This window comes from Microbacterium sp. SL75 (assembly GCF_026625865.1).
In the GTDB taxonomy this organism is placed as follows: Bacteria; Actinomycetota; Actinomycetes; order Actinomycetales; family Microbacteriaceae; genus Microbacterium.
Window position 1 is genome coordinate 3,358,038 of sequence record NZ_CP113067.1, and the last position, 15,273, is coordinate 3,373,310.

The following is a 15,273-nucleotide window of genomic DNA, read 5'->3' on the forward strand; positions in this document are numbered from 1 at the left end:
TCGTCATCGCGAACCCTCCCCTTCGAAGCCGGCCATGTACTCGACGTACTCCGCCCTCTGCCGCGCGAGCCCGGCGTGGGGTTCCGCATACACGTGGTCGAACATCGTCTCGGGTGCGCGCGTCGTCGCCCCGATGCACGCCGCGCGCACCTCGGCGGCGAGCGCGTCGGCGGCACGGGCGACCTCGGCCATGCCGGAATCGTCCAGCATCCCCTCGGCGCGCAGGTACGCCTCGAGCCGCGCGATGGGGTCGCGCTGCGCCCACTCCTCGACCTCGGCGGCATCGCGGTAGCGGGTGGGGTCGTCGCTCGTGGTGTGGGGTCCCATGCGGTAGGTCACGGCCTCGATGAACGAGGGACCCTCACCGCGTCGAGCGCGATCGAGGGCCCACCGCATCGCGGCGACGCAGGCGAGGGCGTCGTTGCCGTCGATCCGGAGGCTCGGGATGCCGAACCCCGGCGCCCGACCCGCGATGGGGTACTTCGCCTGGACGGTGACGGGTTCGCTGATCGCCCACTGATTGTTCGAGCAGACGAAGACGACGGGGGCGCGGAACGACGAGGCGAAGACCATCGCTTCGTTGACGTCGCCCTGGCTGGTCGCCCCGTCGCCGTAGTACGCGACCGCGACGTCGGAGGAGCCGTCGCGCTGGGCGCCCATCGCCCAGCCGGTGGCGTGCAGCGACTGCGCGCCGATGATGATCTGGGGAGGAGCGGCGTTGATCGACGTGTGGTCGTAGGCCGAGTGCTCCTCGCCGCGCCACGCGAGCACGTAGTCGGCGGGCTTGGCGCCACGCCCGAGCAGCACGCCGTGCTCGCGATAGCTGGGGAAGACGAAGTCGCCGGGGGCGAGGGCGTGGGCCGTGCCCACCTGGGTGGCCTCCTGTCCGCGGCACGGAGCCCACAGCGCCAGCTGGCCCTGACGCTGCAGGGCGACGCCCTCGGCATCCAATCTGCGGGTGAGGACCATGTCGCGGTGCAGGGCGCGCAGCTCGTGAGGTGAGAGGTCGGCGACCCAGGGGTCGAGGGTGTCGTCGGCGATCCGGGAGCCGTCGGGCTCGAGAAGGCGGAGCACATCCTCGGGGGCGTCGTGATCGTCGGCGCTTCCCGCAGAAGAGCCTCGCGTCTGGGTGTACGTCATCGTCATCCCTCCGTGCTGCCCGGGCTCCTCGTGAGAGCGGGGGCGTATGGATGCCGGCAGCACCGCCGACGAGGCCGACCGTACGCGCGGAACGCACCCCGCTCAAGACCTCGCCGTCACATTGAGCATCGTGCCCACCGCGAACGACCCTCGCGCTGCTAATGTTTCGCACCATGAGCAAGCTCGACGCGGTCGACCTCGACCTCCTCCGCGCCCTGTCCGCCGATCCGCGCGCCACCGTCGTCGCCCTCGCCGAGAAACTCGGACTCTCCCGCAACACCGTCCAGGCGCGCATGAGCCGCCTGGAACGCGGGGGCGTCTTCCTCTCGTACGAACGCACGCTGTCGGCGGAAGCCCTCGGCTTCCCGATCGAGGCGTTCCTGCAGGTGACCGTCCGTCAGGCCGAGCTGCCGGTGATCCGCGCCGAGCTCGCCAAGGTTCCCGAGGTCCTGCAGGCGCACGGGCTCAGCGGGCAGGTCGATCTGCTCGTGCGGGTCGCGTGCCGCGACACCCAGCACCTGTTCGACACCGACGCCCGCATCCTCGCGATCGAGGGCGTCGAGCGCACCGAGACGTCTCTCGTCATGGGCGAGGTCATCGGCTACCGCGTGGGCCCGTTGATGCAGCTGGCGCGCGACGAGATCTAGCGTCGGCGCCGGGGGTCGCCGATCTCACGGCGCCGAAACCCTCCGTCTACGGCGCCGGGATCACCGGAATGCTCGCCGTCTCGGTCTTCTGCTCGGTCGGGCTCCCGGCATCCATCCGCACGAGAACCACGCCCACGAGGATCAGCGCTCCGCCCGCGAACTGGACCGGCGCCGGTGTCTCACCGAGCAGCAGCCACGCGAACCCCAGCGCGAACAGTACCTCGCTGAGCCCCACGAAAGAGGCCAGCCGCGCGCCGATGAGCGGCACCGCGATGACCCCGAGCGCGTAACCGACGGTGGTCGCGACACCGCCCACCCACAGCAGAGGCAGGATGCCGGGAAGCTCGAGCCCCGCGAGCGACACGGTGATCGAGGGTGCCGCGAAGGGCAGCACTCCGGTGAGCACCAGCACCCCCATGAGCAGCGCCCCGGTGAGCAGGCCGCCGGCGGCGAGAGCCAGGGGCGGGAGGTCGTCGCCCGCGCGCCCGGCGATGACGAAGTACGCCGCCGCGCACACCGCGGCGCACAGCGCGAAGAGCGTGCCGAGCAGGTCGAACCGTGCACCGCTGATGTCGACGACGAGCACGAGACCGGCCATCGCCACGACGGACCCGATCAGCACGGCCCTCGACGGCGAGCGGCGGGTGCGCACCCACACGGCGATGACGATGAGCACCGGCGCGATGTACTGGATGAGCAGGGCGACGGCCACCGGCATCCGCTGCATCGCGGCGAAGTAGAACAGCTGGCATCCGGCGACGGCGGTCAGACCGAACGACACGATCAGCAGCCCGTGGCGGCGCAGGAACCCGGGCTGCCGGAGTACCGCGCGAACGAGCGCGGGCGAGAGCAGCAGCGCCGCGAGCCCCATGCGCACCAGGAGCACCGCTCCCAGCGACCAGCCGCCGTCGAGCAGGGGTTTGACGAACGGCCCGCTGGAGGAGAACGCCAAGGCCGAGGCCACGGCGATCGCGAGGCCGGTGACGGCGGTGGAGCCGCGGTGGGTGGGACGCGGGAGGGTCACGGAGGACGTGGTCATGCGGGCCTGCTGTCACGAGTGAAGGGGGTTTACACTCGTGACAGTACGGCCTCTACCTGTCAGGAGTCAACGTGGTCTTCATCCGTGACACCGAACTCGTGCTGCGCGCCGCCGTCGAGCTCGTCAACACCCTGCCCCACACGGAGGTCAGCGGCGTCGACACCCTCGTCGACGCCTCCGACCTCGAGGCCTTCACCGGCCGCCACGGCTACACCGGCTCGCGCACGCGCGACGCCCGCGAGCTCGCCGATGTCCGCGGCATCCGGCCCCGCATCCTGGAGCTGTGGAGCGCGGATCGCGACGCGGCAGCCCCCCTCGTCAACGCGATGCTCGCCGACGGGCGGGCGCTCCCCCAGCTCGTGCGTCACGACGGCCTCGACTGGCACATCCACGCGAGCGACCCGGCGGATCCGCTGGCCACGCGCATCCTCGTCGAGACGGCGCTCGCCTTCGTCGACGTCATCCGCGCCGACGAGTACGACCGCGTGCGCGTGTGCGACGCCGACGACTGCAACGGCGTGTACGTCGACTTCTCCAAGAACGGATCGAAGCGGTACTGCGACGCGGGCAACTGCGGCAACCGCATGAACGTCAACGCCTACCGCAAGCGCAAGGCGCACGCGCCCTCCTGACCGGACGCGGTCTCGCGCTCGGCCCGACTTCGGGGCCGAGCGCTCCGCGCGACTACTCCACGAACTCCCGGATCGCGGATGCCGCCGCCTCCGGCGTCTCGTAATGGATCAGGTGCCCGACCTCGGGGATCTCCACGAGCCGCGCATCGGGGAACAGCGTCGCCAGGTGACGCTCGGCCTCGATCGGGGTGATGTCGTCCTTCTCGGCCGCGATGAGAAGCGTCGGCTGCGCGATGCGCGGGGCGAACTCGCGCACGTCGTGCGAGACGCTCGTAACGAAAGCCTCGTGCAGCACGTCGCGGTCGGCGAAGCGCGAGAAGTACTCGTCGTGCTGCTCGTGCACGAAACGGCGCAGGTCGGGGTCGCGCGTCTTGGCCATGGCGTTGCTCATCACGCGCACGATGAGGCCGTTGCGCAGCAGCGCGTCGCCGAGCACGCGCGGAAGCCTCGCCCCGGCCAGGTAGTAGAACACGGCGAGACGAGTCAGAATGCCTCGCGGCCCCTCGAGGGCTGGGGCCCCGATGGGGTTCACGAGAATGAGCTTCGGCGTCGACAACCCGCCCGCCACCGCCGCGGACGCCACGATCGAGCCGAACGAGTGGCCGAGCACGACGGCATCCGGAGCGACCTGCTCGACGAACGCCCGCAGCCACGCGGCGTAGGTGTCGAGATCGTGGGGGCGGCCGACGAACGGCGCGGTCTCACCGAACCCGGGAAGGTCGGGAGAGATGACCCGGATGCCGGGAAGATGCGCCACCACCGGATCGAGCCCGTGGTGCTCACCGCGGAAGCCGTGCACCGCGACGATCGTCGTCTCGGCGTCGTCGTCGCCGTACACCCAGTACGCCGTGGTCCCCCCGAGAACCCGCGCCTCGCGCCGCACGACGGGGATCTGAGCGAGGCGTTCGGCGTACGGGTTCGGCATGCGTCGAGTCTACGAGGGGGGACACACGACTCTGATCGAGCGCTCTTCGTCATCCACCCCGCTCTGCGCGCCTCGACGGTGATGTCGGAGCTCCCCTCTACCGTGAGCGCATGACCACGTGGCAGGCCGAGCCGCTCCCCCTCTTCCAGACGCCCGAGTGGGCGCGCCTCGTCGGCGTGTTCGACCTCGAGACCACGGGGATCGATGTCGAGAACGATCGCATCGTCACCGCGCACGTGGGTGTACTCGACGCCGAAGGCAACGTCGTCGACGCGCGCGACTGGCTCGCCGACCCCGGCGTCGAGATCCCGGCGGGAGCCGCGGCCATCCACGGCATCTCCACCGATCGCGCCCGCGCCGACGGCGCTCCGGCGCCGCGCGTGGTGGCCGAGGTCGTCGAGGCTCTCGGGTCGCTCTTCGCCGCCGGCATCCCGGTCGTCGCCTACAACGCGCCCTTCGACTTCTCGATGCTGAAGAACGAAGCCGTGCGTCACGGCGTGACTCCGATCGCCGCCCCCTCCCCCGTCATCGACCCTCTCGTGGTCGACAAGACCTTCGATCGGTACCGCCGCGGCAAGCGCACCCTCTCGGTCGTCGCCGAGCACTACCGTGTGCCGCTCGAATCCGCCCACGAGGCCTGCGCCGACGCGGTCGCTGCGGGGCGACTCGCCCTGGCGCTCGCCGAGAAGTTCGGCCCGTGGCTCCCCTCGACCCTCGACGAGCTCCATACCCGCCAGATCGCCTGGGCCCGCGCTCAAGCCGAGAGCCTCACGGAGTACTTCGTGAAGATCGGCCGGCTGGATGCCACCGCTCCCGCGATCGACGGGGCTTGGCCGATCCGCTGACGCCCGGACGACCGGTCTCGGGCTCCCGGCATCCGACAGTATCGAATCTCACCGGGCGCCCGGCCGCCTTCCCGGCACGGCGATCGAGTGTGCGACCTGATCGCCCTACCCGCTGAACACCCCATCCGCACGAGCCCGACACCATCGAGCTGCACCTGAGCCGACCTCTTCGCTTGGTCGAAAAGCACACTCATACGAGCCGGCGCGACGATCCGAGCCCGAACCCCTCTCCGATTCCGGCGCGAAACACGACTCGCGCGAGCGGACCACACGACCGAAACCCGAACCCCGCTTCCTCACCGGTCGAAGCTCCGGCCCCACCACCGGCCACCACGACACACACCCGACCTCCGATCCCGCCCCGGTCGAAACACCACCCACCCGACCCCGACACCGCGACCCGGACCTGCTCTCGCCCCCGTCCCGGTGCACGACACCGCCCCCCCACACCACGACACGAGCCTGAACCCAGGCCCCACCCCGGTCAGGAGCAAGACCCGACGCCCCGATCCGAGCCTGTTCTCCCCCCCCCCCGTCCCGGTGCACAACACCGCCCCCACCGCCTCGACACCAACCTGACCCCAGGTGCCGCCCCGGTCAGGAGCAAGGCCCGACGCCCGGTCCAGGCCTGCTCCTCCCCCTCTCCTAGGCGAAGAGGTCACGAGCGCGGCCACTGAGGAGCAGCGTTGAGGGAGTTCCGCAACCACCCCTGCTCTACCCCTGCACTCGCCGGCCTTCACCGGACTCGCGTGCGAGGTCGCCCTTGAGACTCGGATTCACCAAGTGAATGCGACCCCGACCCAATGTCGGAGGTCGGCGATACCGTTCTCCCATGACCCGCATCGCACGCTCCGAAGACCGGCCGACGCCGGTGTTCCGAGAGTGCGACGGCGCGCCCTGGCCCAGCGACGACGAGCTCGAGCTCGAAGCCGCATGGGCTGCTTTTCGCGAGAGCGGCGATGTGCAATGGTCGACGGGCGACGAGGCCCCGTCGGCGAACCCTGTGTCTCCCTCTCTCGCCCGCAGCGCGCCGCTGCGGGTGCCGCACACTCTTCATGCCCCCGACGGTGCCGCGACCTGGGAGTGGGAGTGGGACGACGTCATCGACCCGCCCGGCGGCGAAACCGCAGGGGTCTCCGACATCGACGCGCGATTGGGGCATCTCGAGTGCGTCGTCAGGGATCGGCAGCGTGCGACCGCCGACGAGTACCGTCTGATCCTGGCGATCCTCGACGATGCCGCCTTCGACCCCACACCGTGGGTCGGACCCGACCCCACGGTGGATCGCGCCTGGAGTGATTCCCGAGGCCGCACGCCCGGCGCCGTGCGGCGCGACCGCGTCGACCTCGCGGAACGCGCCGCTGTCGCCGAGATCGCGGTGCGCCTGCATCTGTCCGAACAGACGGTCCGGACGAGGGCCGCTCACGCGCGGACGCTGGCCGTTGGGTGCCCAAAGCTGTGGACCGCCTTCGGCGAGGGGCGCTTTTCCGAGAAGCACGCCGTCGACGCGGCCCGGATGGCTTCGACCCTCCCCGCCGGCGACGCCGACGCCTTTCGGCGCTTCGACGACGAAGCGTGCGCGCAGGCGCTGGCCCTGCCCCCGGCGAAGTTCGCCGTGGCGGCCCGCGCCATTCGCGAGCGCGTCCACGCCGAGTCCATCGAGACCCGTCACCGTCGGGCTGTAGAGGAGCGCGGCGTGTGGATGAGAGCCGAGCTCGACGGCATGGCTTCGCTGCACGCGCTTCTCCCCGCTGACCGCGCTCGCGCCGTGATGTCGCGCCTCGACCAGGCAGCTCGGCACCTGCGCGCTGCGCCCGACGAAGAGCGCACGCTCGCGCAACTGCGAGCAGACGCCCTCGCGGACCTGGTGACGATGACAGACGACCCGGTGCCCGCAGCGATGGGCCCGACCCCGGCTGACGGCACCGTCGGCCCCTCCCCTCAAGCGGTCGATGGTGCAGGCCCGAGGCCTCATTCACCGGGCGAAGCGCTACGCGCGCCCTACCCACCCGACATACGGCACGCCGAGCCCCGCGGATCATCCAGCGCTCACGAAACCGGAGCCCCGCGACCCGCGCCCGCACCCTCACCCGACGCACCCCATGATTCACCTACCGCCCCGCGCACCTTCCGAGCCGCGCCTTCAGCGACCGTCGTCGTCACGATCCCCGCGCTCACCCTCCTAGGTCACAGCAGCGAGCCCGCAACGCTCGAGGGGTACGGGCCGATCGATCTCGACACGGCGCGGCGCTTGGCCGGCACCGCGACCTCATGGATCCGACTCCTCACCCATCCGGTGACCGGCGCCCCGCTCATACTCGACCGCAAGACGTACCGGGTTCCCGTCGCCCTCCGCCGGTGGCTCGGTGTCACCTCGCCCACCTGCGTCTTCCCCGGGTGCGGTCGCGCTGCACGCGAGTGCGACATCGATCACCGCACCGCGTGGGCCGACGGCGGAACCACCGATGATGACAACCTCGACCCCAAATGCCGCCATCACCATCGCCTGCGCCACGAGAGCCGCTGGGATATCGACCACGGGGCCGGCGGCGACAGCGCCTGGACCTCTCCCCTCGGTGGGAGATACGGGACAGATCCACCGCCGTTCTAGGAACGACGTGGCGAGACCGCCGCGATGGGACCGGACCGCGAGCTCGGTTCGCCCTGCACCGACGCACGCGCTGTTCCAAACCGGCAGTCGCGTTGCCTTGGACCCGGCCCTCCCGTGGCCCTCTCCTCCCGCACCGCTTCCCCCTGACTGAACCCCGATCCTGCCCTTCCTGCGCCCGCACTGCGCGGCCGCTCCCGCAAACCCGGCCCGGACCCCGACCCCGCCCGATCTTTGGGCCGCGCCGCGCACCTGCTGGCATCGCCTGCACTGGTCCAGGCTCCGACTCGACCCCGGGTCTCGCTGCGCCCGCGCCGCTGCCCCGATTCCGAGTCCGGCCCCGACCCCAACCCGGGCTCACCGCCGGGCCGCTGCCCGATCTCGAATCCGCCCCCAACCCCTGCACACTTCCGCACCGCGCCGCGCACCCGCCGCCGTCGCCTGCCCCTGCTCGAGGCCCCGACCCAGCCCTGGGCCTCCCCCTTGACCGCACCGCGCTACCGCTGCCCCGATCCCAGACCCGACACCAACACCGATCCACTTCCGCGCCCTGCCCGCCCCGCCACCGCCGACCGCAACGACCCGCCCCTGACCTGTCAAACTGCTCTCGTGACCGCCCGCATTGCCACCGTCCAGGCCGAGGCCGTCCCTGGCGCCGTCGAGGTCAACGTCACGCGAGCGGCGCAGTTCGTCATCGAAAGCGACGCGTCCGGAGCAGACGTCGTCCTCTTTCCCGAGGCGTTCCTCACCGGCTACGACGAGACCGTTTTCGCCGCTGGTGTGCTGCCGAGCATCGCGGACCGCGCGTGGCTCGCCCCGCTGCAGGAGGCTGTCGACGAGACGGGCGTCGCCGCCGTAGTGAATACCGCGCTCCAGGCGGGCGATCGACGAACGCTGACCGACCTCCTGTTCACCCCCGGCCAACCGCCCTACCCCGCGTACTCCAAGCAACACCTCCACTCGCCCGAGCGCGCCTTGTTCACCTCCGGCGCGCGTGGATACTCGTTCCGAATCCGCGACGTCGAGTTCGCCTTATCGGTCTGTTATGACGCGAACTTTCCCGAGCATGCCGCCGCGGCTGCGGCTGCCGGCGCCACCGTCTATCTCAACAGCGGCGCATATTTTCCGGGCGGTGGCCGCCGCCGCGATCTTCACCTGGCCGCACGTGCGCTCGACAACGGCATCTACGTCGTCTACAGCGGTCTCGTCGGCGTTCCGAGCGACTTCATCGGCGGCTCGGCCATCTTCGACCCGCTGGGACGCCGCATCGCGGCCGTCGGCGAACGCGAAGGGCTGGCCATCGCCGACATCGACCCCGCTGTCGTGGAAGACGTCCGTCGCGACCAGCGCATGTGGGCGGACCGCCGAGACGACCTGGGCGCCTTCGAGCGATCCGGCGAACTCCGGTCACAAGCCGGTCGCGCAGCACCGGCCTGAAACGGCTGAGCGAATCTCCCCCACCACCCGCCCGTCCCGCCAGACCCTCTACCCGCGCGGCGACCCCGCGCCACGAGGCGCGCAACGCCGGCCCGAACCAGTCCGGCGAACCTCCCCCACCACCCGGCCGTCCCGCCCGTCCCTCAACCCGCGCGGCGAACCCACGCCACGAGCCGCTCCCGCAACACCGGCCCGAACCAGCCCGGCGAACGTCCGCCACCACCCGCCCGTCCCTCACCCCGCACGGCGACCCCGCGCCACGAGCCGACAGCACCGCACAACCGAAGACATTCCGCCGAGCCCTCTCACCACCCCGCAGCGGTACGCGACTCAGAGGTCATCGCCGCCCCACGAAGTTCACCGGGTTTCTCAGGGTCCACAGCTCGGCGGCGGTTGCAGCGCCCGTCCGCGTGAGGCGAATACCGCAGAACAATCCGCTCACGCGCAGGAAAACGAACGTGCTTCAACGCGCTCCCCGTGTAACGCGAAAGCCCCCCATCCCGAAGGACGAGGGGCTTTCGCTGCGAGAACCGCTGCGGATCAACGACCGCCGAAGTTCTTGAAGCGCTGGTTGAACTTCTCGACGCGACCGGCCGAGTCCATGATGCGCTGCTTGCCCGTGTAGAACGGGTGCGAAGCCGACGAGATCTCCACGTCGATGACGGGGTACTCCACGCCGTCGAGCTCGATCGTCTTGTCGCTGGACACGGTCGAACGGGTGAGGAACGTGTCGCCCGAACCGAGGTCGCGGAACACGACGGCCTTGTACGTGGGGTGGATGTCAGTCTTCATGGGAGGTCCTTTGAGAAGTGGTGTCCTGGATTCTGCCAGGACGTCAAAGTCTGCGGCGCCGATGGCACCAACGGAAGAGTCTACCAGGCCCAGCTCCGCGCCGCGGCCCCGTGATTCGAGCGCCGATCGGATCAGGAGGCGCGAGCCGCCCAGCGCCCGGCTTCGTGCGTGAGCGTGATGTCGAGCCCGAACGTCTTGGAGAGGTTCTCGGCCGTCAGCGCCTCGTCGAGGGGCCCGGATGCCACGACCTCACCGTCACGCAGAAGAAGAACGTGCGTGAACCCGACGGGGATCTCCTCGACGTGGTGCGTCACCATGACCATCGCGGGCGTGGTGGGAGCCTGTGCGTAACCGGACAGCAGAGCCAGCAGTTCTTCGCGCGCTCCGAGGTCGAGGCTGGCCGTCGGCTCGTCGAGCAGCAACAGCTCGGGGTCGGTCATGACCGCGCGGGCGATCTGCACGCGCTTCTGCTCGCCGTCGCTCAGGGTGCCGAAGGTGCGGTCGGCGAGGTGGTCGAGTTTCCACTCGGCCAGCACGCGCAGTGCGCGACGCTCGTCGATGTCGTCGTAGTCCTCGCGCCAGCGACCGACGACTGAGAAGGCCGCCGTGAGCACGACGTCGAGCACCGTCTCTTCCGGCGGCACGCGACGCGCCATCGCCGACGACGCGAACCCGATGCGCGGGCGGAGCTCGAACACGTCGGTGCGCCCCAGACGCTCGCCGAGGATCGTCACCGAACCCGACGTGGGGTGCAGCAGCGTGTCGGCGAGCTGGAGGACCGTCGTCTTCCCCGCACCGTTCGGGCCGAGGACGACCCAGCGCTGGTCATCCGACACCGTCCAGTCGAGGTGGGACACGATGTCCCGCGCGTTCCGGCGGACGACGACGTCGGAGAACTCGAGAACCTGGGGCATGCCTCCAGCCTACTGTCCGAGCCGGAGAGAATCGGATGCCACGCGGCCCCTGTGGACAGCGGGCCACGGCCAGCGCAGGACCCGGGCGCACAGCACCACCACGCCCCCGACGACCACCGCGAGCTCCCTCCCCGCAACCGCCGCGCACAGCACCACCGCGCCTAGACGACCGCCCGGAACTCCCTCCCCGCAACCGCCGCGCACAACGCCACCGCGCCCCCGACGAGCACCGCGAGTTACTTCCCCGCAACCTCCGCGTACAGCGCCGCCGTGGTCTCCGCGATCGCCGCCCAGCTGAAGTCATCGACCGCGCGCTGGCGTCCGGCGCGTCCGTAGGCCCGGGCCTTCTCGGCATCCATCGACACCTCCGTCAGCACACGGGCGAGGTCGTCGACGAAACGCTCGGGATCCACGGGCGTTCCCGTGCCGTCCTGCACCTGGTCGATCGGCACGAGGCGGCCGGTCACGCCGTCCACGACGACCTCCGGAATACCGCCCGTCGCCGTTCCCACCACCGCGGCACCGCACGCCATGGCCTCGAGGTTCACGATGCCCAGGGGCTCGTACACCGAGGGGCACACGAACGTGGTCGCGGCCGTGAGAATGGCGCACAGCTCGTGGCGCGGCAGCAGTCGCTCGATCCAGACGACCCCGTCGCGGGTGGCCTGCAGTCCCCGCACGAGCTCCTGGACCTCGGCCATGATCTGCGGGGTGTCGGGAGCTCCCGCGCACAGGATCACCTGCACCTCGGGCGGAAGCTGCTCCGCCGCACGCAGCAGATACGGCAGGCCCTTCTGACGGGTGATGCGACCGACGAACACGACCGACGGGCGTGCGGGGTCGATTCCCTGCGACCGCAGGAAGTCGTCGTCCGACACCGGATGCCATGACTCGGTGTCGATGCCGTTGTAGATGACCCGAACCTTGTCGGGGTCGAGCGAGGGGTAGCTGCGCAGGATGTCGTCGCGCATGCCCGAGCTGACCGCGACGACCGCCGCGGCGCCCTCGTACGCGGTCTTCTCGATGTAGCTCGACACCGCGTAGCCGCCACCGAGTTGTTCGGCCTTCCACGGGCGGAGCGGTTCGAGGCTGTGAGCGGTGACGACATGCGGGATGCCGTGGAGAAGCGACGCCAGGTGACCCGCGAAGTTCGCGTACCAGGTGTGGGAGTGCACGACGTCGGCGCCCGCGATGTCCGACACGATCGCCAGATCGGTGCCGAGTGTCTGGATGGCACCGTTCGCCGACGCGAGCTCGGCGGGCACGCCGTACGAGGTCGTGTCCGCCTCCTCGCGCGACGCGCCGAACGCGCGCACCTGCACCTCGGTGCCCTCGGCGCGCAGCGCCTTCACGAGTTCGGTGGCGTGGACCCCGGCTCCGCCGTAGATCTCCGGCGGGTACTCCTTGGTCACGATGTCGACGCGCATGAGACGAACCGTAGTACAGGCAGAGACGCGCCGTGAACGTGTTCCCGCTCGCTTCCCTGAGCCCTAGGGTGGTGCCATGCCTGCAGCGCCGAAGGTCTTCGGAATCATCCTCGCCGGCGGCGAGGGAAAGCGACTCATGCCCCTGACGGCGGACCGCGCCAAACCCGCCGTCCCCTTCGGCGGCCAGTACCGCCTGATCGACTTCGCGATATCGAACCTGATCAATTCGGGACTGCGTCAGCTCGTCGTGCTGACGCAGTACAAGTCGCACAGCCTCGACCGCCACATCTCGCAGACGTGGCGCATGTCGCCGATGCTCGGCGCGTACGTCGCCTCGGTCCCGGCCCAGCAGCGACTCGGCAAACGGTGGTTCTCGGGCTCTGCCGACGCGATCCTGCAGTCGATGAACCTGATCCGCGACGAGAAGCCCGACATCGTCGTCGTCATCGGCGCCGACCACGTGTACCGCATGGACTTCAAGCAGATGCTCGACGCCCACATCGCTTCCGACGCGCGGGCGACGGTCGCCGGCATCCGTCAACCGATCTCGCTCGCGAACCAGTTCGGCGTGATCGACACCGACCCCACCGACCCGACGAAGATCCGTGCCTTCCTCGAGAAGCCGCAGAACCCCGAGGGACTGGCCGATGCCCCCCACGAGGTGCTCGCCTCGATGGGCAACTACATCTTCGACACCGACGCCCTGGTCGAAGCCGTCGCCCACGACGGGGAGCTGCCGACCTCGGCGCACGACATGGGCGGCGATATCGTGCCCTACTTCGTCAATCGCGGTGAGGCCGCCGTCTACGACTTCAACCGCAACGACGTGCCCGGCTCCACGCCGCGCGATCAGTCGTACTGGCGCGACGTCGGCACGATCGAGTCGTTCTACGACGCGCACATGGACCTGATCTCGACCCTGCCCGTGTTCAACCTCTACAACAACGACTGGCCGATCTACTCGCAGACCTTCAACGCCCCGCCGGCGAAGTTCGTGCGCGACTCCGTCGGACGCATCGGCAACGCGATCGACTCGATCGTGTCTCTCGGTTCCGTGCTCTCGGGCACGCATCTCGAGCGCAGCGTCGTCGGCCCGTGGGCCCTCGCCGGGGGCGGCTCGACGATCACCGATTCGGTGCTCTTCGACAGCGTGCAGGTCGGCGCGGGCGCGCGGATCCACCGTGCGATCCTCGACAAGAACGTCGTCCTCGAGCCCGGCGCGACCATCGGCGTCGACCGCGAGCGCGACCTCGCCCGCGGGTTCACCGTGACCGAGACGGGCATCACCGTCGTCGGCAAGGACGTGCACGTCCACGCCTAGCGATCGGGACGGCTCCGGATGCCGCACGGCTCCGGGTGCAGAAGAGGGGCGGTGACCGAGCTGGTCACCGCCCCTCTCTTGTCGGGAGAGCGATCTTCTCACCATCGCGCCCGAGGCCGTCGCACGGGATGGGCGCCTGCGACGCGGGCCGGGTGAGACGCGCTCGCACGCAGAGGCCCTCTCTCAGACCCCCACGCGCTCGAACGCGTCGCGCGAGATGCCCTTGGCGAGAACGGCTTTCGACCACTCCTTCGCCGTGTGCAGGCTGTGGTCGCGGTAGTTGCCGCAGCTGAAAGCGTCGGTGCCGGGGACGTCGTCCCACTCCACGTCGTCGGCGATCGCGCGCAGCGAGTCGGAGATCGCGTCGACGAGGGCCGCGACCTCGGGCTCGCCCCACATGATCACGTGGAAGCCGGTGCGGCAGCCGAACGGCGAGATGTCGATCAGACCGTCGATGCGATCGCGCACGAGGCTGGCGAGAAGGTGCTCGATGGTGTGGAGCCCGGCGGTGGGGATCTCCTGCTCGTTCGGCTGCACGAGACGCAGGTCGAAGTTCGAGATGACGTCGCCGCGAGGCCCCGACTCGGTGCCGATGAGGCGTACGTACGGCGCCAGCACGGCGGTGTGATCCAGGGTGAAGCTTTCGACGTCGGCCATGAGGGGGTCCCTTCGGAGGAAGCGGGGGTACCGCACGAGCCTACGGCGGGCGCGCCGCCGGCAGACCCCGCGTGACGCCGTGCGACGCCGACGGCCGCGTCTTCCGGCGCGCGGACGCGACCCGGCGGGGCGTCCCTTCTCGAACCGCTAGCGTGGAGCGCGTGCCTGCGACTGCCCGTTTCCTCGTCGTCCTCGATGCCGATTCCACGCTGATCCGCAACGAGGTCATCGAGCTCCTTGCCGACGAGGCCGGCCGGGGTGCCGAGGTGGCCGCCGCCACCGAAGCCGCGATGCGCGGCGAGGTCGACTTCGCCACGAGCCTGCGCTCGCGGGTGCACGCACTGGCGGGCGTACCCACCGAGGCGTTCGAGCGGGCGATCGCGCGCATCGACCCCACCCCGGGCGTGCGCGAGCTGATCGCCGCCGTGCACGAGCGCGGCGGGGTCGTCGGCGTCGTGTCGGGCGGGTTCCACGAGGTTCTCGACACCGTGGCTCCCGGCCTGGGCGTCGACCTCTGGCGCGCGAACCGGCTCGTGGCCGTCGACGGAGCTCTCACGGGAGAGGTCGACGGAGACATCGTGGATGCCACGGCCAAGGCCGACACGCTCCGTCGCTGGGCCGCCGAGCTCGGTGTTCCCCTCCCCCTCACCTTCGCGATCGGAGATGGCGCGAACGATCTCGAGATGATGGCGACCGCGGGCCTGGGTCTGGCATTCAACGCCAAGCCCGCCGTGCGCGAGCGCGCGGATCTCGTGGTCGGCCCCGTCAACCTCGCGCAGGTCGTCGCCCTCCTCCCCCGCTGACGGGGCGCCCCGGGCTGACGACCGCCTCGGACTCTCCCTCCGGCGGCGGCCTGCCGCCCCACCGAGCCGACGCGACGGTCCCCTTC

At 70.4% G+C, this 15,273-nt stretch carries 14 protein-coding genes; 7 read left to right on the plus strand and 7 right to left on the minus strand.

Features of this window, described 5'->3' with window-relative positions; all coding sequences use genetic code 11:
- Positions 1-3: 3 nt before the first annotated feature.
- Positions 4-1,140, minus strand: a complete 1,137-nt coding sequence (pdhA, locus tag OVA17_RS16010; protein WP_267787436.1) for a pyruvate dehydrogenase (acetyl-transferring) E1 component subunit alpha — start codon at positions 1,138-1,140, stop codon at positions 4-6.
- Between the two features lie 173 nt (positions 1,141-1,313).
- Between pdhA and OVA17_RS16015 the strand changes: the two genes are divergently transcribed.
- Positions 1,314-1,787 (plus strand): Lrp/AsnC family transcriptional regulator, encoded by a 474-nt coding sequence (locus OVA17_RS16015; RefSeq protein WP_210076576.1) that lies wholly within the window; start codon positions 1,314-1,316, stop codon positions 1,785-1,787.
- 46 nt (positions 1,788-1,833) lie between these two features.
- Here OVA17_RS16015 and OVA17_RS16020 read toward each other — a convergent pair whose 3' ends face one another.
- The gene (locus OVA17_RS16020) at positions 1,834-2,826 is read right to left on the minus strand and encodes a DMT family transporter (protein ID WP_267787437.1); all 993 of its coding nucleotides are present in this window, start codon (positions 2,824-2,826) and stop codon (positions 1,834-1,836) included.
- Positions 2,827-2,897: 71 nt separating this feature from the next.
- On the opposite strand from OVA17_RS16020, the gene OVA17_RS16025 reads away from it, so the two are divergent.
- Positions 2,898-3,458 (plus strand): CGNR zinc finger domain-containing protein, encoded by a 561-nt coding sequence (locus tag OVA17_RS16025; protein WP_210076578.1) that lies wholly within the window; start codon positions 2,898-2,900, stop codon positions 3,456-3,458.
- Between the two features lie 52 nt (positions 3,459-3,510).
- Here the strand turns inward: OVA17_RS16025 and OVA17_RS16030 are convergent, their stop codons facing one another.
- Positions 3,511-4,383: an alpha/beta fold hydrolase gene (locus tag OVA17_RS16030; RefSeq protein ID WP_267787438.1), complete on the minus strand. Its 873-nt coding sequence runs from the start codon at positions 4,381-4,383 to the stop codon at positions 3,511-3,513.
- Positions 4,384-4,493: 110 nt separating this feature from the next.
- Between OVA17_RS16030 and OVA17_RS16035 the strand changes: the two genes are divergently transcribed.
- From OVA17_RS16035 to OVA17_RS16045, 3 genes are all read left to right on the plus strand, one after another.
- The gene (locus OVA17_RS16035) at positions 4,494-5,228 is read left to right on the plus strand and encodes an exonuclease domain-containing protein (protein ID WP_210076583.1); all 735 of its coding nucleotides are present in this window, start codon (positions 4,494-4,496) and stop codon (positions 5,226-5,228) included.
- 832 nt (positions 5,229-6,060) lie between these two features.
- Complete coding sequence (locus OVA17_RS16040) at positions 6,061-7,839, plus strand: HNH endonuclease signature motif containing protein (RefSeq protein ID WP_267787439.1); 1,779 nt, start codon at positions 6,061-6,063, stop codon at positions 7,837-7,839.
- A gap of 606 nt (positions 7,840-8,445) precedes the next feature.
- Complete coding sequence (locus OVA17_RS16045) at positions 8,446-9,273, plus strand: carbon-nitrogen hydrolase family protein (protein ID WP_267787440.1); 828 nt, start codon at positions 8,446-8,448, stop codon at positions 9,271-9,273.
- A 540-nt stretch (positions 9,274-9,813) separates the two neighbouring features.
- Here the strand turns inward: OVA17_RS16045 and OVA17_RS16050 are convergent.
- The 3 genes from OVA17_RS16050 to glgA all read right to left on the minus strand — a co-directional run bounded on the left by OVA17_RS16050 (position 9,814) and on the right by glgA (position 12,406).
- A complete protein-coding gene (locus tag OVA17_RS16050; RefSeq protein WP_013586710.1) occupies positions 9,814-10,065 on the minus strand; it encodes a type B 50S ribosomal protein L31 in 252 nt (83 codons plus the stop codon).
- Positions 10,066-10,196: 131 nt separating this feature from the next.
- Positions 10,197-10,979, minus strand: a complete 783-nt coding sequence (locus tag OVA17_RS16055) for an ABC transporter ATP-binding protein (protein WP_210076589.1) — start codon at positions 10,977-10,979, stop codon at positions 10,197-10,199.
- 236 nt (positions 10,980-11,215) lie between these two features.
- The gene (gene glgA, locus OVA17_RS16060; RefSeq protein WP_267787441.1) at positions 11,216-12,406 is read right to left on the minus strand and encodes a glycogen synthase; all 1,191 of its coding nucleotides are present in this window, start codon (positions 12,404-12,406) and stop codon (positions 11,216-11,218) included.
- 76 nt (positions 12,407-12,482) lie between these two features.
- Between glgA and glgC the strand changes: the two genes are divergently transcribed.
- Positions 12,483-13,727 carry a glucose-1-phosphate adenylyltransferase gene (gene glgC / locus OVA17_RS16065; RefSeq protein WP_210076594.1) on the plus strand — a complete coding sequence of 415 codons (1,245 nt, stop codon included), beginning with the start codon at positions 12,483-12,485 and terminating at the stop codon, positions 13,725-13,727.
- Positions 13,728-13,910: 183 nt separating this feature from the next.
- Here the strand turns inward: glgC and OVA17_RS16070 are convergent, their stop codons facing one another.
- Positions 13,911-14,384 carry an S-ribosylhomocysteine lyase gene (locus OVA17_RS16070; protein ID WP_150956214.1) on the minus strand — a complete coding sequence of 158 codons (474 nt, stop codon included), beginning with the start codon at positions 14,382-14,384 and terminating at the stop codon, positions 13,911-13,913.
- 161 nt (positions 14,385-14,545) lie between these two features.
- Here OVA17_RS16070 and serB point away from each other — a divergent pair, with 161 nt between their 5' ends.
- On the plus strand, positions 14,546-15,187 hold the full coding sequence (gene serB, locus OVA17_RS16075) for a phosphoserine phosphatase SerB (RefSeq protein WP_267787442.1): 642 nt from the start codon (positions 14,546-14,548) through the stop codon (positions 15,185-15,187).
- Positions 15,188-15,273: the final 86 nt, after the last annotated feature.

What these genes read in the sequence shown, in the direction of transcription:
- OVA17_RS16020 (WP_267787437.1), bottom strand. Translation starts at nt 2,826, where the DNA reads ATGACCACGTCCTCCGTGACCCTCCCGCGTCCCACCCACCGCGGCTCC.
- glgA (WP_267787441.1), bottom strand. Translation starts at nt 12,406, where the DNA reads ATGCGCGTCGACATCGTGACCAAGGAGTACCCGCCGGAGATCTACGGC.
- OVA17_RS16050 (WP_013586710.1), bottom strand. Translation starts at nt 10,065, where the DNA reads ATGAAGACTGACATCCACCCCACGTACAAGGCCGTCGTGTTCCGCGAC.
- OVA17_RS16040 (WP_267787439.1), top strand. Translation starts at nt 6,061, where the DNA reads ATGACCCGCATCGCACGCTCCGAAGACCGGCCGACGCCGGTGTTCCGA.
- OVA17_RS16030 (WP_267787438.1), bottom strand. Translation starts at nt 4,383, where the DNA reads ATGCCGAACCCGTACGCCGAACGCCTCGCTCAGATCCCCGTCGTGCGG.
- OVA17_RS16015 (WP_210076576.1), top strand. Translation starts at nt 1,314, where the DNA reads ATGAGCAAGCTCGACGCGGTCGACCTCGACCTCCTCCGCGCCCTGTCC.
- pdhA (WP_267787436.1), bottom strand. Translation starts at nt 1,140, where the DNA reads ATGACGTACACCCAGACGCGAGGCTCTTCTGCGGGAAGCGCCGACGAT.
- glgC (WP_210076594.1), top strand. Translation starts at nt 12,483, where the DNA reads ATGCCTGCAGCGCCGAAGGTCTTCGGAATCATCCTCGCCGGCGGCGAG.
- OVA17_RS16070 (WP_150956214.1), bottom strand. Translation starts at nt 14,384, where the DNA reads ATGGCCGACGTCGAAAGCTTCACCCTGGATCACACCGCCGTGCTGGCG.
- OVA17_RS16055 (WP_210076589.1), bottom strand. Translation starts at nt 10,979, where the DNA reads ATGCCCCAGGTTCTCGAGTTCTCCGACGTCGTCGTCCGCCGGAACGCG.
- OVA17_RS16035 (WP_210076583.1), top strand. Translation starts at nt 4,494, where the DNA reads ATGACCACGTGGCAGGCCGAGCCGCTCCCCCTCTTCCAGACGCCCGAG.